Origin of the sequence: Streptomyces sp. NPDC057565 (genome assembly GCF_042801455.1) — a bacterium.
Taxonomy (GTDB): domain Bacteria; phylum Actinomycetota; class Actinomycetes; order Streptomycetales; family Streptomycetaceae; genus Streptomyces; species Streptomyces yanii.
Genome location: NZ_JBHVFU010000063.1, coordinates 1 through 16633, shown reverse-complemented (window position 1 = coordinate 16633; position 16633 = coordinate 1). Strand labels below are relative to the sequence as shown.

The following is a 16633-nucleotide window of genomic DNA, read 5'->3' as shown; positions in this document are numbered from 1 at the left end:
GTAGCGATCGGAACGGTATCCGCCAGTTGGCTTGCCTTCGTTCACAGGACACCGAAGACGTCGCGGAGCTGGTGACGGCTGCTGACGCCGAGTTTCGGATACACCTGGTAGAGATGCGAGCCGATCGTGCGGGGGGAGAGCTTGAGCTTCTCTCCGATCTCCTTGTTGCCCAGGCCCTGCGCCGCAAGCCGTACGATCTGCTGCTGCTGGGCGGTCAGTTCCGACAGCGGATCGGGCCGGTCGGATGGCGTGGCGACGCCGCTCGCCCGAAGTTCGGCCCGCGCCTCGTCGGCCAGGGCGGCGGCACCGAGCCGGGAGAAAGCCTCCATTGCCGAGGCCAGGAGTGGGCGGGCTTCCAGTGAGCGCCGCCGTCTGCGCAGCCACTGGGCGTAGTGAAGCCGGGCCTGCGCACGGGCGAGCGGCCACTGGTCACCGGCCGGGTTGACCAGGGCCAGGCGAAAGTGGTGCTCTGCCTGCGTCGGGCCGCCGACCAGCGCGGAGGCGTGGTGCAGGAGCAGCGTCATTCGGGTTGTCGGACGCGGTCCCAGCGCCTTGCGTACCGCCGCGACGACAGGCTCGACCTCCTCCTGGCGTCCGGTCCGCTGGGCGACGGCGGCGAGGTCGGCGATGGAGCCGTGGGAGAGGAAGTAGTGCAGGGGGGTGCCGTCCTGGTGGAACAGCCGCCGGAAGTGGCGCAGTGCCCCGTCGTAGTCGCCCGCGGCTGCGGCGGCGGTGCCCGCCGCGCGCAGCAGCCGTGCGTGGGTGGCTGTGTTCTCCTCCAGGTTGACAACTGTCCAGGCGGGGTCCGTCAAGATCCCGGCATCGGCAGAGCGGCCGCGCAGGGCTTGCAGCGTCACTCGTAGGGCCTCGATGTCGACTTCGATGTGCTTCATCTTCTGGACGGCCGCCAGGGTTGCTGCCTCTTCCAGCAGTTCGTCGGCCTCTGCCCACCGCCCGACATCGATCAGGGCTGAGCCCATTGCCGAGAGGGCGATTGCGCCCGTTCCGATGGCTCCGTATGAGCGGAGCATGGCGAAGGCCTGCCGGAAGGTATCCACGCACAGGTCGGACTCGTCGGCCCACCAGGCAACCGCGCCCAACGTCTGCAATCGGATCAGCTCTGCGATGCCGGTCAGTGGCTCCAGCAAGCTCGGCCGCCGGGTTCGGTTCAGCAGGGCAGGGGCGTTCCTGATCGGATCCGCTTCGCAGAGGATGACTGCCCGCAACGCGTTGACGGCCTCGTCCGCAACCAGCTCGGAGTAGGGCGTACTGACGGCGCTGGTCTCGATTGATTCGAGGAGGGGAACCAGCGGGCGCCTGACCTCGGACAGGCCTGACTGGAAGGCGACCGCACCGATCACGGCGGTCACCGCGAGCGTTGTCCTGGCGTCCTGCGGCAGGTCCGGTTCCAGGGCGCCAATCAGGAGCTGGAACGCTTCCCGCTGATGGCCGGACATGGAAAGGGCCAGACCGGCCCCGTTCGCCGCGACGCCGAGCAGGTCGCGGTCCTTGGTCAGTGCGGTGACCTTGGCGTAAAGCTCGCGCACCCAGAAGGTGTCGCCCGCGTTGTTGGCGGCTCTCAGCGCCTTGGCGTATCGGCGGGCCCGATCCTCCGGAGCGGGACTGCACTCGGCGGATCGCTCCAGGGCCCGTGCGGCCGCGTAGAATCCGCCACGCTGTTCGACGAGTTCTGCGGTGTCCTCCAGGGTCGCCGCCACTGATTCATCCTGGCCGATGCAGGCCGCGGCCAAGTGCCAGGCCTGGCGTGCTGGATCGTTCCGATGCACGGCCGCGAGGTCGATGTGCGCTCGCTGGCGCAGGTGCGCCGAGGCGCCCTGGTAAGCGCTCGCGCGCACGAGCGGGTGCCGGAAACCCACCTGGCGGCCGGCGATCGTGATCAGCCCAGCGTCCTCTGCGGACGCCCATACCGACAGGTCCGTGCCTACTCCCGCTGCGGACATAATGGTTTCCAGGTCCTCTTGGTGCGAGGAAGCCGCTGCGTAGAGCACCATCCGTTGGGTGGTGACCGGCAGCGCGCGCAACTGGGCGGAGAACATCTCCTGGATCCGCTGGGTCTGGGGCAGTGCGCCGTCGGTCAGACCAAGCGGGCTGCCCGACCGCACGGAACGGCACAGTTCGATGATGGCCAGAGGATTGCCGTCAGCCTGGTCCAGAACATCACTCCGGGCCCTGCCGGTAGGAGACTCGGGTTGCGCGTCCAGGAGGCGGGCCGCCGCCTGGACCGTCAGCGGTCCCAGCGACAGGACTGGCAGGTGCGCGACAGCAGCGTCCGGAGGTGTCAGCCCCCTGGCTGCGAGGAGCACCGTCACCGGCTCGGCCGCGAAACGGCGCAGCACGAACCCCAGGACGTCGAGGGAGTCGCGGTCGAAGAGCTGGATGTCATCGCCGATCAGCACGACAGGCCGATGGCGCGAAGCCCCGGCCAGCAGGGTGAGGACGGCGACGCGCAGCAGCATCGGATCGGCGGGTCTGGTGATCGGGGCGAGGCCGAACGAGGTCTCTAGAACCTCCCGCAGATGGCCGGGGAGATCAGCGGCGCCGGGCATGAGCGGAAGCAGCAACTGGTGCAGGGCTGCGAACGACTGCTCCGACTCCCCGTCAAAGCCCTGAGACCTCAGCACATACGCCCCGGTCACCCGCGCGTGCTCGGCAGCGACCTCCAGCAACGATGTCTTGCCGCTACCCGCTTCGCCGATGATGAGCAGCGCTTGCGGGGTGCTCCGACCGTGCTCGATCGCGTCCAGGATCCGGCCGACCTCCGATTCCCGGCCCGCCAGCCCACCGGTCAGCTCGTTCATGGTGTGGATCCCTCGTCCCGTCAGCGTCCGAAATGCGATGCGCTCCCTGCCCCTGCCGGCCAGACGATAAAGCATACTATTGCCCCATTCAGGGCAACGAATGGCGCCCGTTTCTGGGTTCTGGCTCAAGTTGTGTGGTCCGTGACTGTAGGTAACCGCTTAGACCGTTTCCTATGTGGTGAGTTTGAGGAGGCGTTTGTAGCAGCAGAGGGCGGCGGCGAGGCCGAGGAAGGCCAGGTGGTTGCGGGGGTGGCGTTCGTAGCGGTGGTTGAGTCTGCGGTAGCCGGTGAGCCAGGACATGGTGCGTTCGATGACCCATCGTCGGCGCCCTGATCGTTCGCTGGACTCGACTCCCTTGCGGGCGATGCGGACGCCGATGTGCTTGCCCCAGAGCCATTTGCGCAGGTGGGGGACGTCATAGGCTTTGTCCGCGTGCAGGCGCCGGGGTTTGAAGTACCGGCCGCGGTGGGGGTCGTGTCTCGTTTGGTGGCCCTCGATCATGGGCTTCAGTGCGAGGCTGTCGTGGGTGTTCGCCGCGGAGAGGCCGACGAGGAGGGGCAGTCCGTTCGCGTCCGACAGGACACCGACACCGCCATCACCGCGGCCGCCATCCGCGACCACTGCATCCCCGGCCACCCGCCGAACCCGGACAAGCCGATGCCGCTCGCGCACCGCACCTTCACCCCGGCCTGGGCAGCACCCAGATCGCCCCGCGGCTCGACCACACCCGCCGCCCACCGGATCCACCATCGCGCCCGCGCCGAAGCCGCACGCCGCACCGCCCTCGCTCGCGCCGAAGTGCAACAGAGGCCGCCTGTACGGCAGCAAGAGCACACCCCGCAGGCGGCACCACAGCAACCACCGCGTCCCGCCCCGGCCCAGGCACCCGGCGGGCGAAGCCAGTGAACCGCACCAGGGGCCGCAAGCTGCGATCGACGCCGAGGCGGCAGGCCGCGGCGCCCGACTGATCCAGGTGGGAAACTCGGCAGGCCCCACCGCCTCCCTGTCAGCCCCGAACTTCCGAAACAAACTGGTCACCATCATCGGGCACACCAACTTCCTCACCCCCCTTGAAGCCCGTCGCAGCGCCTACCAGCACCTGATGGAGCATGTCGAGGCAGACCGGATCCGGCTCGCATACGAACGGATGTCCCTCATCGATGCGGCCCGGGCATGGGAACGGCTGCAGGAAGGACACACCGGCAAGCTCGTGATCGTCCCTTGACGGCCGCGGCCGTCGGGAGCGTGCACGCCGCTGGCCCGAAAGGGTGGATGCAGCCGCAGAACTACCCTTTCATGCCGACCTGTTCACATTGCGCAGCAGGGTGGAGGGTGGTCGAATCGTTGAGGAGCAACGATCGCGAAAGCGTCTCGCCAGGGCATGAGCAGGAGCCGGACCCGCTTTCCCTCCTCTGTGAGCCGCGCGCCGTAAGAAACGCAGGAGCACGACAGTGGCGCGCGTCGCCGGTGCAACCTGCTGCCCGGACAAACCGACGCAACACGAGGCCTTGAAAGGCTGCGAGAGCTGTTCCGCGGCCCGGTAATCCAGCGATCAAGACCAGGGAAGCGTTCGTAGAACGCTGAACGTCCCGCACCCGGCGCACCAAGGAGCCCGAAGGATGACCAGCAAACCAATCCGTGACCAGGAAACCGACGGGCTGTTGACGCCGAAGAACGCGGCGCTCGTCATCATCGACTACCAGCCGGTTCAAGTGAACTCGATCGACTCCATGGATCGGCAGCTGCTGGTCAACAACGTCGTGGGGCTGGCGAAGATCGGCCGGACCTACGGATTGCCGATCGTTCACTCGACCGTCAACGTCGAGACCGGGCTCAACAAACCGGCGATCCCTCAACTGCGCAAAGTCCTGGACGATCTGCCGACGTACGATCGCACGTCGATCAACGCCTGGGAGGACCAGGAGTTCGTCGACGCGGTCGAGGCCACGGGCCGTCGAAAACTGATCATGGCGGCACTCTGGACGGAAGCCTGTCTGACGTTCCCCACCTATGACGCCCTCCACGAGGGCTACGAGGTGTACCCCGTGGTGGACGCGGTCGGCGGCACATCGCTCACGGCGCACGAAACCGCCCTGCGCCGCATGGAACAGGCAGGCGCGCAGCTGATCACGTGGACCCAGCTCCTGTGCGAGCTCCAGCGTGACTGGTCCCGCAAGGAGACCGCCGACCAGTTCATGAAGCTCTTCATCGAGACCGGCGGCACAGCCGGGCTGCAGTTCGCCAGCGAACGCGACCAGGCCTGAACGGCCGAGCACCGGCCGGATGCCGGGCGCGCGAAGACGGGGCCTCGGCACCAGGTTCACAACATTGCACGATGATCATGCGCATGACAGAACCGTTGACCGCCGGTGCACGCACAGTAAGGTGAGCGCATGGCCACGAACGCGCTCACACCTTCGGAGAAGGGCGCCGCCCTTCCCGGGGATCTCGTCCGGCATCTGGGAATCATCCTCCGGGGGTTCCAGACCCGTTTCGAGACAGCGATGGACGGGATGCCGGCGGGCGTGCGCGGATATCACATCCTGTCGACCGTTGTGTACGCGAATCCGCCCAACCAGCAGGCGATCGGTACTCACCTGGGGATCGACCGCACAGTCCTGACCTACCTGATCGATACCCTCGTCGACGCCGGACTGGTCGAGCGTATCCCCGACCCGGTGGACCGCCGTGCCCGGAAGATCGTGGCCACCGACGTGGGTGCCGAGGTACTGGCCAGGTACGGGGAGCGCGTGGCTGCGGCGGAGGCCGATCTGTTGTCGGCCCTGTCCCCGCAGGAGGCCGCGACGCTGACGGCGCTGACGGGGCGTCTGTCCATGCACATCCACCGCGCGCACCCGGGGGTCAATCCCTGCGAGGCGATGGACCACCTCTGACACCACCCTCAGGGGCGGGAGCGCGGGCAACACGGAGCGGGTCGCCGGCATGGCGGCCCGCTTCAGTGCTTCGCGCAGGTGTCGTTCGAGCGGCGGTTCGCCGATCACATGCTGGCGGCGGCGAGCGTCAGTTCGGCCGCCGAGGCAACGAGGAGAATGCCGGCGCCGGGCGTTCCCTTGAGGTCCTTGACCCGCAGGTGGGCGACTACAGCGCCCAGGAAGTACAGGACCACGCCCACGGCCGCCGCGGCGCCGAGCGGACGGTAGCCGATCCCGACGAGCAGGCCGACCGCCCCGGCGAACTCCAGAACAGCCAGAACTGGCACCATGCCGGGCGAGACCCCCACGGCGGTCATGACCGGCATGATCTTCGGGTCCTTGACGAGCTTGCCCCGGCCCGAGACGACCAGCATCAGTGACAGCAGGACAGCGAGAACGATATAGGCGATAGACATGGATTCTCCGGTGGTGACGGGCGGGCCAGGCAGGCCCCGGGGTTGAAGTGTGGTCGACCAATCATCGGTCTGGCAACTTATCTGTCAGACAGACTATATTCTGGGTGTGGCGTTCACCGCCCGTTCCGCTTGCGCTCACACTTGGCCGACCAAGTATGCGCCTGCCGGGCCCCCTCGGCGGCCGTTGCGCCTGGTCAGGCCTCGATGCGCTCACCGCTCCAGTACCAAGGAGAAGTTCCGCATGTCCCTGTTCGAACCCATACGTCATGGCCGTCTGGAGCTGCCCAACCGCATGGTGATGGCCCCGATGACCCGCAGCCGCGCCAATGGGGACGGCGTTCCCACGCCGAGCATGGCCACCTACTACGCCCAGCGCGCTTCGGCGGGCCTGATCCTGACCGAGGGCACCCAGCCGTCGTTGCAGGGGCAGGGCTACCCGATGACCCCCGGCATCCACACCGATGAACAGGTGGCCGGGTGGCGTGCGGTGACCGACGCCGTGCACGCGACCGGCGGGCGCATCCTCCTCCAGCTCCAGCACTCGGGACGGGTGGGCCACCCCAGCTCCACGGCCTCACCCCGGTCGCTCCGTCCGCCGTCCGCGCCGACGGACAGATCGTCACCCCGGAGGGCCCCAAGGACTACGTCGAACCGCACGCCCTGACCACCGCTGAGGTCGAGGACATCGTGGCGGAGTTCACGCGTGCCGCCGAGCGGGCGATCGAGGCCGGTTTCGACGGCGTCGAGCTGCACAGTGCCATGGGGTACTTGCTCCACCAATTCCTCGCGGACAACGCCAACCTGCGCACAGACGTCTACGGCGGCTCCCTCCAGAACCGCATCCGCTTCGTCGTCGAAGTGATCGAGGGCGTGGCCGGCGCGATCGGCGCCGACCGGGTGGGGCTGCGGATCTCACCCGCCAAGGCGCTCAACGACATCACCGAGGACGACAGCGCGGCGCTGTACACCGCGCTGCTCGGTGAGCTGGCGCCGCTGGGCCTGGCCCATCTGCACCTGGTCGCCGCGGAGGACGAGGACGTCAACGACAAGATCCGTGCCGCCTGGCCGGGCCTCCTCATGGTCAACCCGCTCAACTCCTTCCCGCAGCCCCCCGAGGACGGCGGCCGCGAGAACGCAGAACAGTGGCTGCGCCGGGGTGCGGACCTGATCTCGTTCGGACGGGGATTCCTCGCCAACCCGGACCTGGTCGCACGCTTCCGCGCCGACGCACCGCTCAACGCCCTTGTTCCCGAGGGCCTGTACGGCGGCGGTGACGGCGGCTACATCGACTACCCGGTTCTGGGCGAGTCCACGGCCTGACGCACCCGAGGCCCGCAGGGATCGCAGTGCACGGTGCACTGCGTCGGCACCCGGTCGCGGCCCGCTCGTCCTTTCTCCCCGTTCGCATCCCGTGAGGTGAGCCCTGTCATGTCTTTGCCCGTTTCTCAGCCTGTATCCGGGCGGTGGAAGGCGCTGTTGTTCATCGGCATCGCCCAGCTGATGGTGGTGCTGGACGGCACGATCGTCAACATCGCCCTGCCCGCGGCTCAGCGTGACCTGGGCTTCTCCGACGGCAACCGGCAATGGGTAGTGACCGCCTACGCGCTGGCGTTCGGCGGTCTGCTGCTCTTCGGCGGCCGGATAGCGGACTTGTGGGGCCGCAAGCGCGCCTTCACCGTCGGCGTCATCGGCTTCGCGGCTGCCTCCGCGCTCGGCGGGGCGGCCGTCGACACCAGCATGCTGCTGGGGGCACGCGCCCTGCAGGGCGCCTTCGGCGCGATGCTGGCACCGGCCGCGCTGTCGCTGATCACGGTGACGTTCACCGAGCCGAAGGAGCGTGCGAAGGCACTCGGTATCTACGGGGCAATCGCCGGCGCCGGCGGCGCGGTCGGCCTGCTCCTGGGCGGAGTACTGACCGAGTACGCCAACTGGCGCTGGACGCTGCTCGTCAACGTCTTCTTCGCTGTCATCGCCGCCGCCGGTGCCATCCTGGTGATCCATGATCCGGCAAGCAACCGCAAGGGCGGCAGGCACCTCGACATCCCGGGAGTACTGCTCGCTTGCGCCGGACTGGTGTCGCTTGTCTACGGGTTCACCCGGGTCGAGACCGACGGCTGGCGGGCCCCGGGCACCATCGGCCTGCTCGTCGCGGCGGTCGTACTGCTGGCCGCGTTTGTCGCGACGGAGAGCCGGGTCAAGGCCCCGCTGCTGCCACTGCGGGTGGTCGGCAACCGCAGCCGGGGCGGCGCCTACGCGGCGGTCGCCATCTCGGTGATCGGCATGTTCGGGCTGTTCTTGTTCCTGACCTACTACCTGCAAGTAGTGCTCGGCTACAGCCCCGTCATCACCGGTGTGGCGTTCCTGCCGATGGTGGCCGGCATGATGATCGGCTCTACCCAAATCGGCGCGCGGCTGACCCCCCGGGTGGCTCCCCGGCTCCTGATGGCACCGGGCTACCTCCTGGCCGCAGGCGGTCTGGCCATCCTCGCGCAGATCAAGGTCGACAGTTCCTACACCTTCGTGGTTCTTCCGGGCATGGTGCTGATGGGCCTGGGCCTGGGCACGGCGATGATGCCTGCGATGAACCTGGCCACCCACGGGGTCCGGCCGCAGGACGTAGGTGTCGCCTCCGCCATGGTCAACACCTCTCAGCAGGTCGGCGGCGCGATCGGTATCGCTCTGCTCAACACCATCGCCACCAGCAGCACCGCCACTTACACCAGGGACCACCTCCACGCCTCCTCCTCCCCGAAGGCCGACGGCATGCTGGAACTGCAGGCCATGGTTCACGGCTATGCCACCGCCATCCGGTGGTCCGCAGGCTTCCTGGTCCTGGCCGCGCTGGTGGCCTTCGCCCTCATCGACCACCGCCATCCCAAAGCCACCGGTGACTCGGCGGCAGCGTAGCCCGCGGTCGGGGAGGCGCCGGTGACTGCACCCTGAGGGCCGCTGGGTAGAACCTGTATCAGACACGGGTGTACGGACAATGGGTCGCGTTCGTCACCGCAGTGGTTGGGCAGGCGGATGAACTGCCGGTCAGTACTCTGTGGGTCACAGCCGTCGATGGGAGCGTGGCCCCGCGCAACTGCACCGGGTTTGGCCTGCCACAGGTCAGATCGAAGCCCTCACGAACTGGACGGACGGGATCCTCAGCTGTCTCCCGCTGGCCAGCCGTGGTCTGGTGGCCGTGGTCTCTGCGGACGAGCCGACAGACGAGGATAGCTCTGTCCACATCGCACGGTTCTGGCTCAGCTTCCGTGCAGCGGCCACTGTGAGTGACGGCTGAGCGTCTCAGGACAGCCTCAGAAGTCGCCCGAAAATCAGCCGTCGCCGCAGCGGTTGGGCTGGAAGTCCGGGCCGTGGAAGAGGTTGCACTCCGGATTGAGGAGCTGTTGTTCCCGTCGATGGCGGACATCGCGGTGCTGTCGGTAGACGTGAGTATCGAGATAGTGCGTGTTGATGTGCAAGGCACCACGGTCGGCGCCGCCTGTCCGAGGTGCGGCGCCTGGTCGACACGGGTTCATAGCTCCCACCTGCGGTTTCCCGCTGACGCACCGAGCGCGGGACGAAGAGTCGTGTTTCAGTTACGAGTTCGGCAGTTCCGGTGCCGGAACACCATGTACCTCCGCCGCACCTTCGTGGAGCGGCTGTCCGTTTTGACCTCGTGACGTCGGCCACGGTCACCCGTGGCGCTCCGTGGGTACGCCGTCTTCGCTGCCGTCGCGTCGGCCCGTCACGGTCGGCGTCGGACGGGCGAGGCGGTCGGGCGTGGGTTGAAGGCGGGCCTCCGGGGATCCCGTGACGGTTCAGGGTGCTCCGTCCAGGAACTGGGCGAGGTGGGATTCGAGGTCCAGTGCCTCGGCTTCCGTGCCGGCGGGCACGAGCTCGTATGTGCGGCGCAGCCATCGCTCGACCGCCCCGAGTGGGGCTGTGAGGTGGGCGGACCCGTGGGGGGAGGACAGGAGGAGGTGCAGGAGCGCCTCGGGGCCGGTTTCGGCGGGCCAGACCCGCACGTCGCCCTCCCCGCTGAGGGCCCGGGTCCCTGCGGTGAGAAGGTCGCGTGCGAAGACCCACGGGATCGGGCCCTGGAGACTGTCCTGGAAGAGGAGCTGTACGGCGAGCGGGTCCTGCGATCTGTAGAGCAGGTGGGTCGGCACGAGGATCCGCTCACCCAGAGGGGACGCGAGCTCCATGTGGAGCATGTGTTCTACGCAACTGGTCATGGTTCGACGTGTGGGGGCCGGGGGGCGCCGGGCCCGGGCGCCAGGATCGGTGCCCGGGCCCGGCGCTTGCCGTGGTCCGTGAGGTCAGCGGAAGATGCTGTAGTCGAAGCCGTGCGCGTTGCCGATCACGACGACCCAGGTGCCGCGCTCCCACTGGTAGAAGCGGTGGTTGTCGAAGCGGTAGCGGTGACCGTGGTCGTTGCTGTACCAGTACCGGCCCTCGCGCTCCCAGCGGCGGTGACCGTCCCAGCGCCGGTCGCCGTGGTGGTCGTTTCGGTCGCTCCAGCGGTGGCCGTTTCCGTTTCGGCCGCTCCAGCCGTCGCGGTGGCCGTCTCGGTCGCCGTGGTGGTCGCCGTACTGCAGGGCGGCCGGGGCGTGGGAGGAGGTCGGCGCGGCATGGCCGGCCGCGGGGTTCGGGGCTGCCGAGGCGGCGCCGGCCGTGGTCAGCAGGGTGCCGACCACGGCGGCGAGAGCGACGGCCGTGGCGGCGGCGCGACGTCCAAAGGCGTGATTCATGATCTTTCTCCTTGTTCCGTGCCGGAGCCCCATGGATGGGGGCCCTGGCGGGTGCCCCAGGGTGGTGGGGCAGGAGCGACGCTACTCCCCAATAAGTTGAACGTTGAACGTTATCTGCTGTGACATATTTCATCACCTTTAGGGTTATTCCGCTCCGGCTCCGGGGGCGTCGTGGCGAAGTCGAGCGCCGTCGCCTGCGGACCCCTCGCGTCCGCATCGTCCGTGCTCACAGGCGGGGCCGCGAAGCAGTCGGCAGCCGGTGTCTCTCCCGCCATCTGGTCCCGCCATCCTGAGCGCCGTGCTGCTCACCGCACCCGTGCCATGCCGCTGCGGGCAGGCCGCAGGCTGCGTCGCAACAGGCGACAGGACGACGGGGCCGGTGCCGGCCGGAACCCATGGCCCGCTCGGCGGACACGGCTCGCCGTGCCGCCCTCTTTGACGGTGAACATCTCGCCCCTGCCGGCGACAGAGCCGCCTCGGCGCCGGATCTGCCGGCCGGGCCGGTCAGGCCATCTGCGAAGAAAACTCCCGAAGTTGGCCGGAGGCCCTGACGAGGGGGACTGGGCCGGTGCGCTGGAATCGCCGGGCTTGCTCGCGTTTGCTCCGCAGGAACGTGAAGGTGAGGTCGAGTCCTTCGATCTCACCCCTCCGGTCCTCGGCGACGGTGCGCTCGCGGCGGGCGAGGAGGTCCTCCTCCAGCTCGTCCAGGCGGGGCAGCGAAGAAGGACCCGTTCCCAGAGGCCACCGACCACGAGACCGTCCGCCTGTGCCAGCCCTGCGCCACTGCCCGGTTCGAGGAGAGCTGACCGTAGTCCTCACTCCCAGGATGCCCAGCCTCCGGATCGGAGGGCGGGTATCGGGGTGCGTCCCTCACCGGCGCCGGTGCCCCATCCCTGAGCTGGGCCCGCCGGGGGCAGCCCGAAGGTGCTCCTTCCTCGACCAGCGTCTCGAGAGGTCCGTCAGCGTCGCTACCCGCAGCCAGAAACGTGAGGGGCGGACCTATGTGTTCTACCGGCGGTAGAATCGACGGTATGAGCAAGCCGACGAGCATCAAGACCAGCGAAAAGGTGCGCGACCGACTGCGCACCCTGGCCGACGAGCGCGGCACCACCATCACGGAGCTGCTGGAGGAGCTCGCTACCCGCGAGCTCACGGCTGCCGAGCGGGAGCAGCGTGCCATCGAGGCCGCTTCCGAGCTCGGCATCGAGTACACCGAGCAGGTCGAGCAGGCAGGCCAAGACGCCTGGGCGAAGATCCGCGCCCATCAGGGCAGCGCCGCCGCATGAATCTGACGGCTGTCCTGGACCACACCGCTTTGACCGCCCTGTATCGGGCGGACTCGTTCTTCACCGGCCTGTACATCGAAGCCTCGCGCGGCACCGGTCGTGTCCTGGTCCCGTCGCTTTCCGTCCTCGCCGCCGAGCGCCAGGTTGCAGGAGCGGGCAAGCACGCCGCGTCGCTGCGCTTCGCGGAGAACGTTCCTTTCAGCACGGCGCACGCCGTCGATGCGATGGACTGGCCGAGCGTGGACTGGCCGGTCGCTCACGTGGCGGCGATCGCCTGGCAGGCGGTCAAGGCGGGTGAGCCGCTCACGGTTTTGTCACTTGAGCCCGAGCTGTACGCGGGAACGGGAATCACCCCGCTGAATCCCACCTGATCGCGTCGTATCCAGACGCTGGCGCACCTTGCAGGAACGGCGGTCGTTTCACTGGAAGCGGCCGGCGACTGCATTCTCAGCGCGCGTTGCGCAGGTACTTGCGCCGTGCGGTGACCAGCGTCTGCCACCGGCTGCGGGTGGGCCACCAAGATCGCCGGTTCCCCAGCCCTCATCTACGCATTGCTGAACGACTCTGAAATCGAGGCGGTTCGTCTGCCCTGGGCACACTGACCTCCGGAATCGGCCAGGGCCTTCGAAAGACATCTCACGGTGCGTTATGTGGGCAGACCGGCTCGGCGGCGGGAAACGTCAGTGATGGCGGCCCAGTCCTTCTCGGCGTCACCGTTCGCCAGGGCATCGAGGAAGGTGTCCCGCAGAATGCTGCCGAACGGCAGTGGGACGTGCCCTTCAGCACCAGTGGTGAGGGCGAGGTTGACGTCCTTGAGACCGAGCGTGAGGCGGAAGCCGGCCGGTTCGTAACGCCGTTCGGCGACCATGGGTCCGTAGTCACCGTAGATTGGTCCGGGGAAGGCTGTGTTGGTGAGCATCTCCACAAGATCGATTGTGGAGATACCGTTGGCTTCGGTCAAAGTACATGCCTCAGCCATAGACTCAATCGCACAGGCCACCAGGAAGTTGACGGCGATCTTGGCGACATTGGCCTGCCGGGGGTGTGTGCCGAAGTTCCAGGTACGTCGTCCGATGGCTGCAAGTAGTGGTTCGACGCGGTTGAGCAAGGCAGGGTCCCCCGCGGTCAAGATACTCAGTTCGCCAGCCGCGGCCACCGGGGGGCGACCCAGAACGGGCGCCGACAGGTACCCGATACCGTGTTCGGTGTGCAGTGCCTCAGCACGGTCGGCGAGCGCTGGTGAGACGGTCGCCATGTTCATGTGTACGGCTGCCCTCGCACCTGTCAGCAAGGCTGGGTCCAGCAGCAGTTGTTCCACGATGTCGTCATTGGCCAGCATGGAAACGACGACCTCGGCGGCGAAGGCTCCAGCAATGCCGTCAGCTGCTTCGGCGCCCTGCTCGACCAGTGTGGCAACCGGCTGAGGCGAGCGGTTCCAGACCCGCACGCTGTAGCCGGCGCGTACCAGATTGCCGGCCATGCCCTGCCCCATCGAGCCAAGGCCGATGAATCCGACCGTCATACCACTCATCGCGCACTCCTTGCTGTCTCCGAGCAACCTACGGTTCGGCCACGAACAGTTCTGACTGTACGTCAGGAACACATGGCGCTGAGTCGCCGACAGTTCGTGTCTGTCGGCAGACCGCCTGCAGCGCGGTTGTTCGAGCGCTGCTGAACAGGCGGACCAGGTGTCCGTTGGTGTCTTCGGCTGCGTCCAGAGGGGAAAGGGACTGCTCCAATAGGCCGGACGACAGACGGTTCGCCCCGGCGCATCCAGCATCCTTGCAGGAACATTCTCCCTGTTATAAACGCATACCTACTATTACGACGTCGACCGGAGTACCGATGGTCTCCCTGGCCTGGGCGGCGCCGTATTACTGCATCGACCTTTCCACCGCGTATGCCGAGGATGCGGTGCCTATCAAGCATGACGAGAGAGGAGAGATGATCTCCTGTACCTCCGCGCCTTCGATCGTGGCGCCCCAGCTGGAGCAGCTGGGTGCCGAGCCCGGTTACAGCTCCTGGAAGATGGGGCTGCCGTCGGCTGCAACACCGCGCTCCTCGGCCGGCTCGTAGCGCCAGGCGGCCACGTGTGGACCGTGGACGTCGACCGGATCTCGTCGAGGGTGCCCGGAAGAACCTTGCGCAGTTCTGGGCCTCGAACGTGACCGCCGTACTGCGAGAACCAGAATCGTCCCGTCGTCCTGCGGGAGGAAGCCCACGGGGTTCGCCTGGGGCTGCCCGTGCTCGTCCATGGTGGCCATCCGGCCCAGCCGCTGCGAGCGCAGGTAGCCGCGTCCGGCCTCGTTGAATTCGGTCATACATTCAGCCAAACACGCGCACCTGCGCGCCACATCGGCTCCCGGCCCTACGACCGTCGGCCCAGGGCCTCCCGTCGTCACTCCGTGTTGGCGTGGGCCTTCCGCGCCGTCTCGTTGTACACCGACAGCAGCCCAGCCAGCCGCAATGCCACGACGTCCAGGGCGATGTGGGTGGCCTGGTCGAAGAGGCTGGACAGGGGCTGGATGCTGGCGGCCTCGCCAGGGCGCCGGTACTTGGTCGCCGCCGGGATCACCAGGTGGTGGCGGCCGGCTTGCCGAGGGGGGAGCCGGGTGCCGTGGTGACGGCGTGCACCCGGGCGCCCGCCCCGGCCGCCTGTTCGGCGACGCGGACGGTGCCCGCCGTGGTGCCGGAGCCGGAGACCGCCACCACGGTGGCGCAGGCGCCGACCGCGGGCGTCGTGGTCTCACCGACGACGTGCACGGGCAGGCCGAGGTGCATCAGCCGCATGGCGAAGGCCTTCGCCATGAACCCCGAACGTCCTTCTCCGGTCACGAAGATCCGCTCGGCGTCGAGCAGCACCTTGGCCAGGGAGTCGAGAGAGATGTCGTCGAGGGCCGGGAGAACTCCCTTGATCTCGGCGAGGATCCGCGTCTTCAGTGCGTCGGTGGTGGTGTGGTCGGTCATCTGATTCCTTTCGTGGATACCGCCGCCTTCAGGCGAGGGAGGAAACGAAACACCTGCGGAGCAGGGCAAGTTGCGGTGTCGCCGTCGGTCGACAGGGCCGTGCTCTGACCTGCAGACTTGGTCGTTACAAGTGTTCACGCTAGTTTGTGAGCTGTGGTCGTGGCTCACGTGAAGCGGGCATACAAGTACCGCTTCTATCCGACGGATGCGCAGGCAGCAGAGCTGTCGCGGACCTTCGGATGCGTGCGGAAGGTCTACAACATGGCGCTCCAGGCCCGCACTGAGGCGTGGGCGCGGCAGGAGCGGGTCAACTACAACGCCACCTCGGCGATGCTGACCGCATGGAAGAAGACCGAGGAACTGGCGTTCCTCAACGACGTGTCCTCGGTCCCGCTCCAGCAGTGCTTGCGTCATTTGCAGGCGGCGTTCACGAACTTCTTCGGCAAGCGGGCCAGGTATCCGAAGTTCAAGTCGAAGAAGAAGTCGCGGGCGTGCGCCGAGTACACCACCAGTGGTTTCCGGTTCCGTGAGGGGAAACTGACGCTGGCGAGATGGTGGAGCCGCTGGACATCGTGTGGTCCAGGCCGCTGCCGGAGGGTGCGAAGCCGTCCACGGTGACCGTGTCGCAGGATGCGGCGGGTCGCTGGTTCGTGTCGATGCTCGTCGAGGACCCCGGCGTCAAGCCGCTCCCGGTCAACGGCAATGCCATTGGTATCGATGTCGGCCTGGATCACCTGCTGACCCTGTCGACCGGTGAGAAGGTTGCCAATCCCCGGCATGAGCGTCGTGACCGTGACCGGCTTGCTCTGGCTCAACGCCGTCTGGCGAAGAAGGCCAGGGGTGAGGGGGCGAACCGTCGCAAGGCCCGGCTGAAGGTCGCCAAGATTCATGCCCGGATCGCTGACCGTAGGCGTGATGGGCTGCACAAGCTGACTACTCGTCTTGTTCGTGAGAACCAAACGATCGTGATCGAGGACCTGACCGTCCGCAACATGGTCCAGAACCGGACACTCGCCCGTGCCATCAGCGATGCCGCATGGTCGCAGTTCCGGAGCATGCTGGAGTACAAGGCCCAGTGGTACGGGCGGGACGTGGTCGCGGTCGACCGCTTCTTTCCCTCTTCCAGGCTGTGTTCCGCCTGCGGCAGTCTTCAGCGGGAGATGCCGTTGCGTGTCCGTCTCTGGACATGCGAGTGCGGTATCACGCACGACCGTGACGTGAACGCGGCACGCAACATTCTCGCGGCCGGGCTGGCCGTGAACGCCTGTGGAGCCGGTGTAAGACCTCAACGGAGAACTCCGGGCGGGCAGTCGGCAATGAAGCAGGAAACCCTACAGCGCGAGCCGTAGGAATCCCCCTCCTTCAGGAGGGGGAGGAAGTCAGTACGCCCGACATGGGCAGCAGCTAAAGGGTGAAAGTCCCGACGAGGAGAGGTGAGACTAACTCGTTAGCCGAACGGCAAGGGCGTCATCG

General features: G+C 67.4%; 16 protein-coding genes and 3 pseudogenes. 9 read left to right on the top strand and 10 right to left on the bottom strand.

The window, feature by feature from the left end; translation table 11 throughout:
* Window positions 1-41: 41 nt before the first annotated feature.
* Together ACFU8W_RS44135 and ACFU8W_RS44130 are read right to left on the bottom strand one after the other, a co-directional pair.
* Complete coding sequence (locus ACFU8W_RS44135; protein ID WP_384050454.1) at window positions 42-2948, bottom strand: helix-turn-helix transcriptional regulator; 2907 nt, start codon at window positions 2946-2948, stop codon at window positions 42-44.
* A 42-nt stretch (window positions 2949-2990) separates the two neighbouring features.
* Window positions 2991-3401 (bottom strand): annotated as a pseudogene (locus tag ACFU8W_RS44130) (transposase); the annotation flags it as partial.
* Between the two features lie 391 nt (window positions 3402-3792).
* Between ACFU8W_RS44130 and ACFU8W_RS44125 the strand changes: the two are divergent.
* The 3 genes from ACFU8W_RS44125 (at window position 3793) to ACFU8W_RS44115 (ending at window position 5713) form a co-directional block, all read left to right on the top strand.
* Window positions 3793-4044, top strand: a complete 252-nt coding sequence (locus tag ACFU8W_RS44125; RefSeq protein WP_384050451.1) for a hypothetical protein — start codon at window positions 3793-3795, stop codon at window positions 4042-4044.
* Between the two features lie 394 nt (window positions 4045-4438).
* The gene (locus ACFU8W_RS44120; protein WP_384050447.1) at window positions 4439-5083 is read left to right on the top strand and encodes a hydrolase; all 645 of its coding nucleotides are present in this window, start codon (window positions 4439-4441) and stop codon (window positions 5081-5083) included.
* A 129-nt stretch (window positions 5084-5212) separates the two neighbouring features.
* Window positions 5213-5713, top strand: coding sequence for a MarR family winged helix-turn-helix transcriptional regulator (locus ACFU8W_RS44115; RefSeq protein WP_384050444.1), 501 nt, complete (start codon window positions 5213-5215; stop codon window positions 5711-5713).
* Between the two features lie 104 nt (window positions 5714-5817).
* Here the strand turns inward: ACFU8W_RS44115 and ACFU8W_RS44110 are convergent, their stop codons facing one another.
* Window positions 5818-6168, bottom strand: a complete 351-nt coding sequence (locus tag ACFU8W_RS44110) for a DoxX family protein (protein WP_384050441.1) — start codon at window positions 6166-6168, stop codon at window positions 5818-5820.
* A 241-nt stretch (window positions 6169-6409) separates the two neighbouring features.
* On the opposite strand from ACFU8W_RS44110, the pseudogene ACFU8W_RS44105 reads away from it, so the two are divergent.
* A pseudogene (locus ACFU8W_RS44105) lies at window positions 6410-7488 on the top strand (alkene reductase).
* A gap of 108 nt (window positions 7489-7596) precedes the next feature.
* Window positions 7597-9075 (top strand): MFS transporter, encoded by a 1479-nt coding sequence (locus ACFU8W_RS44100; RefSeq protein WP_384050438.1) that lies wholly within the window; start codon window positions 7597-7599, stop codon window positions 9073-9075.
* Window positions 9076-9488: 413 nt separating this feature from the next.
* Here ACFU8W_RS44100 and ACFU8W_RS44095 read toward each other — a convergent pair whose 3' ends face one another.
* A complete protein-coding gene (locus tag ACFU8W_RS44095) occupies window positions 9489-9635 on the bottom strand; it encodes a hypothetical protein (RefSeq protein ID WP_384050553.1) in 147 nt (48 codons plus the stop codon).
* Here ACFU8W_RS44095 and ACFU8W_RS44090 point away from each other — a divergent pair.
* Window positions 9573-9836, top strand: a complete 264-nt coding sequence (locus ACFU8W_RS44090) for a transposase family protein (protein ID WP_384050541.1) — start codon at window positions 9573-9575, stop codon at window positions 9834-9836. The genes ACFU8W_RS44095 and ACFU8W_RS44090 overlap by 63 nt on opposite strands.
* A 138-nt stretch (window positions 9837-9974) precedes the next feature.
* On the opposite strand, the gene ACFU8W_RS44085 is transcribed toward ACFU8W_RS44090, so the two are convergent.
* Window positions 9975-10391 carry an SsgA family sporulation/cell division regulator gene (locus ACFU8W_RS44085; RefSeq protein ID WP_384050435.1) on the bottom strand — a complete coding sequence of 139 codons (417 nt, stop codon included), beginning with the start codon at window positions 10389-10391 and terminating at the stop codon, window positions 9975-9977.
* Between the two features lie 84 nt (window positions 10392-10475).
* Complete coding sequence (locus ACFU8W_RS44080) at window positions 10476-10907, bottom strand: hypothetical protein (RefSeq protein ID WP_384050433.1); 432 nt, start codon at window positions 10905-10907, stop codon at window positions 10476-10478.
* A 1031-nt stretch (window positions 10908-11938) separates the two neighbouring features.
* Between ACFU8W_RS44080 and ACFU8W_RS44075 the strand changes: the two genes are divergently transcribed.
* Both ACFU8W_RS44075 and ACFU8W_RS44070 read left to right on the top strand, forming a co-directional pair.
* Window positions 11939-12193, top strand: coding sequence for a hypothetical protein (locus ACFU8W_RS44075; protein WP_384050430.1), 255 nt, complete (start codon window positions 11939-11941; stop codon window positions 12191-12193).
* Window positions 12190-12564 carry a PIN domain-containing protein gene (locus ACFU8W_RS44070; protein ID WP_384050427.1) on the top strand — a complete coding sequence of 125 codons (375 nt, stop codon included), beginning with the start codon at window positions 12190-12192 and terminating at the stop codon, window positions 12562-12564. The genes ACFU8W_RS44075 and ACFU8W_RS44070 overlap by 4 nt, the downstream gene beginning before the upstream one ends.
* Window positions 12565-12839: 275 nt before the next feature.
* Here ACFU8W_RS44070 and ACFU8W_RS44065 read toward each other — a convergent pair whose 3' ends face one another.
* The 4 genes from ACFU8W_RS44065 to ACFU8W_RS44050 form a co-directional block, all read right to left on the bottom strand.
* Window positions 12840-13724, bottom strand: coding sequence for an NAD(P)-dependent oxidoreductase (locus ACFU8W_RS44065; RefSeq protein ID WP_384050424.1), 885 nt, complete (start codon window positions 13722-13724; stop codon window positions 12840-12842).
* Window positions 13725-14205: 481 nt separating this feature from the next.
* Window positions 14206-14514 carry a pyridoxamine 5'-phosphate oxidase family protein gene (locus ACFU8W_RS44060; protein WP_384050421.1) on the bottom strand — a complete coding sequence of 103 codons (309 nt, stop codon included), beginning with the start codon at window positions 14512-14514 and terminating at the stop codon, window positions 14206-14208.
* 77 nt (window positions 14515-14591) lie between these two features.
* Entirely contained in the window at window positions 14592-14768 is a 177-nt protein-coding gene (locus ACFU8W_RS44055; protein WP_384050418.1) for a hypothetical protein, read from the bottom strand.
* A complete protein-coding gene (locus tag ACFU8W_RS44050) occupies window positions 14765-15160 on the bottom strand; it encodes an SIS domain-containing protein (RefSeq protein WP_384050415.1) in 396 nt (131 codons plus the stop codon). The genes ACFU8W_RS44055 and ACFU8W_RS44050 overlap by 4 nt, the downstream gene beginning before the upstream one ends.
* Window positions 15161-15313: 153 nt before the next feature.
* On the opposite strand from ACFU8W_RS44050, the pseudogene ACFU8W_RS44045 reads away from it, so the two are divergent.
* Window positions 15314-16509 (top strand): annotated as a pseudogene (locus ACFU8W_RS44045) (RNA-guided endonuclease InsQ/TnpB family protein).
* Window positions 16510-16633: the final 124 nt, after the last annotated feature.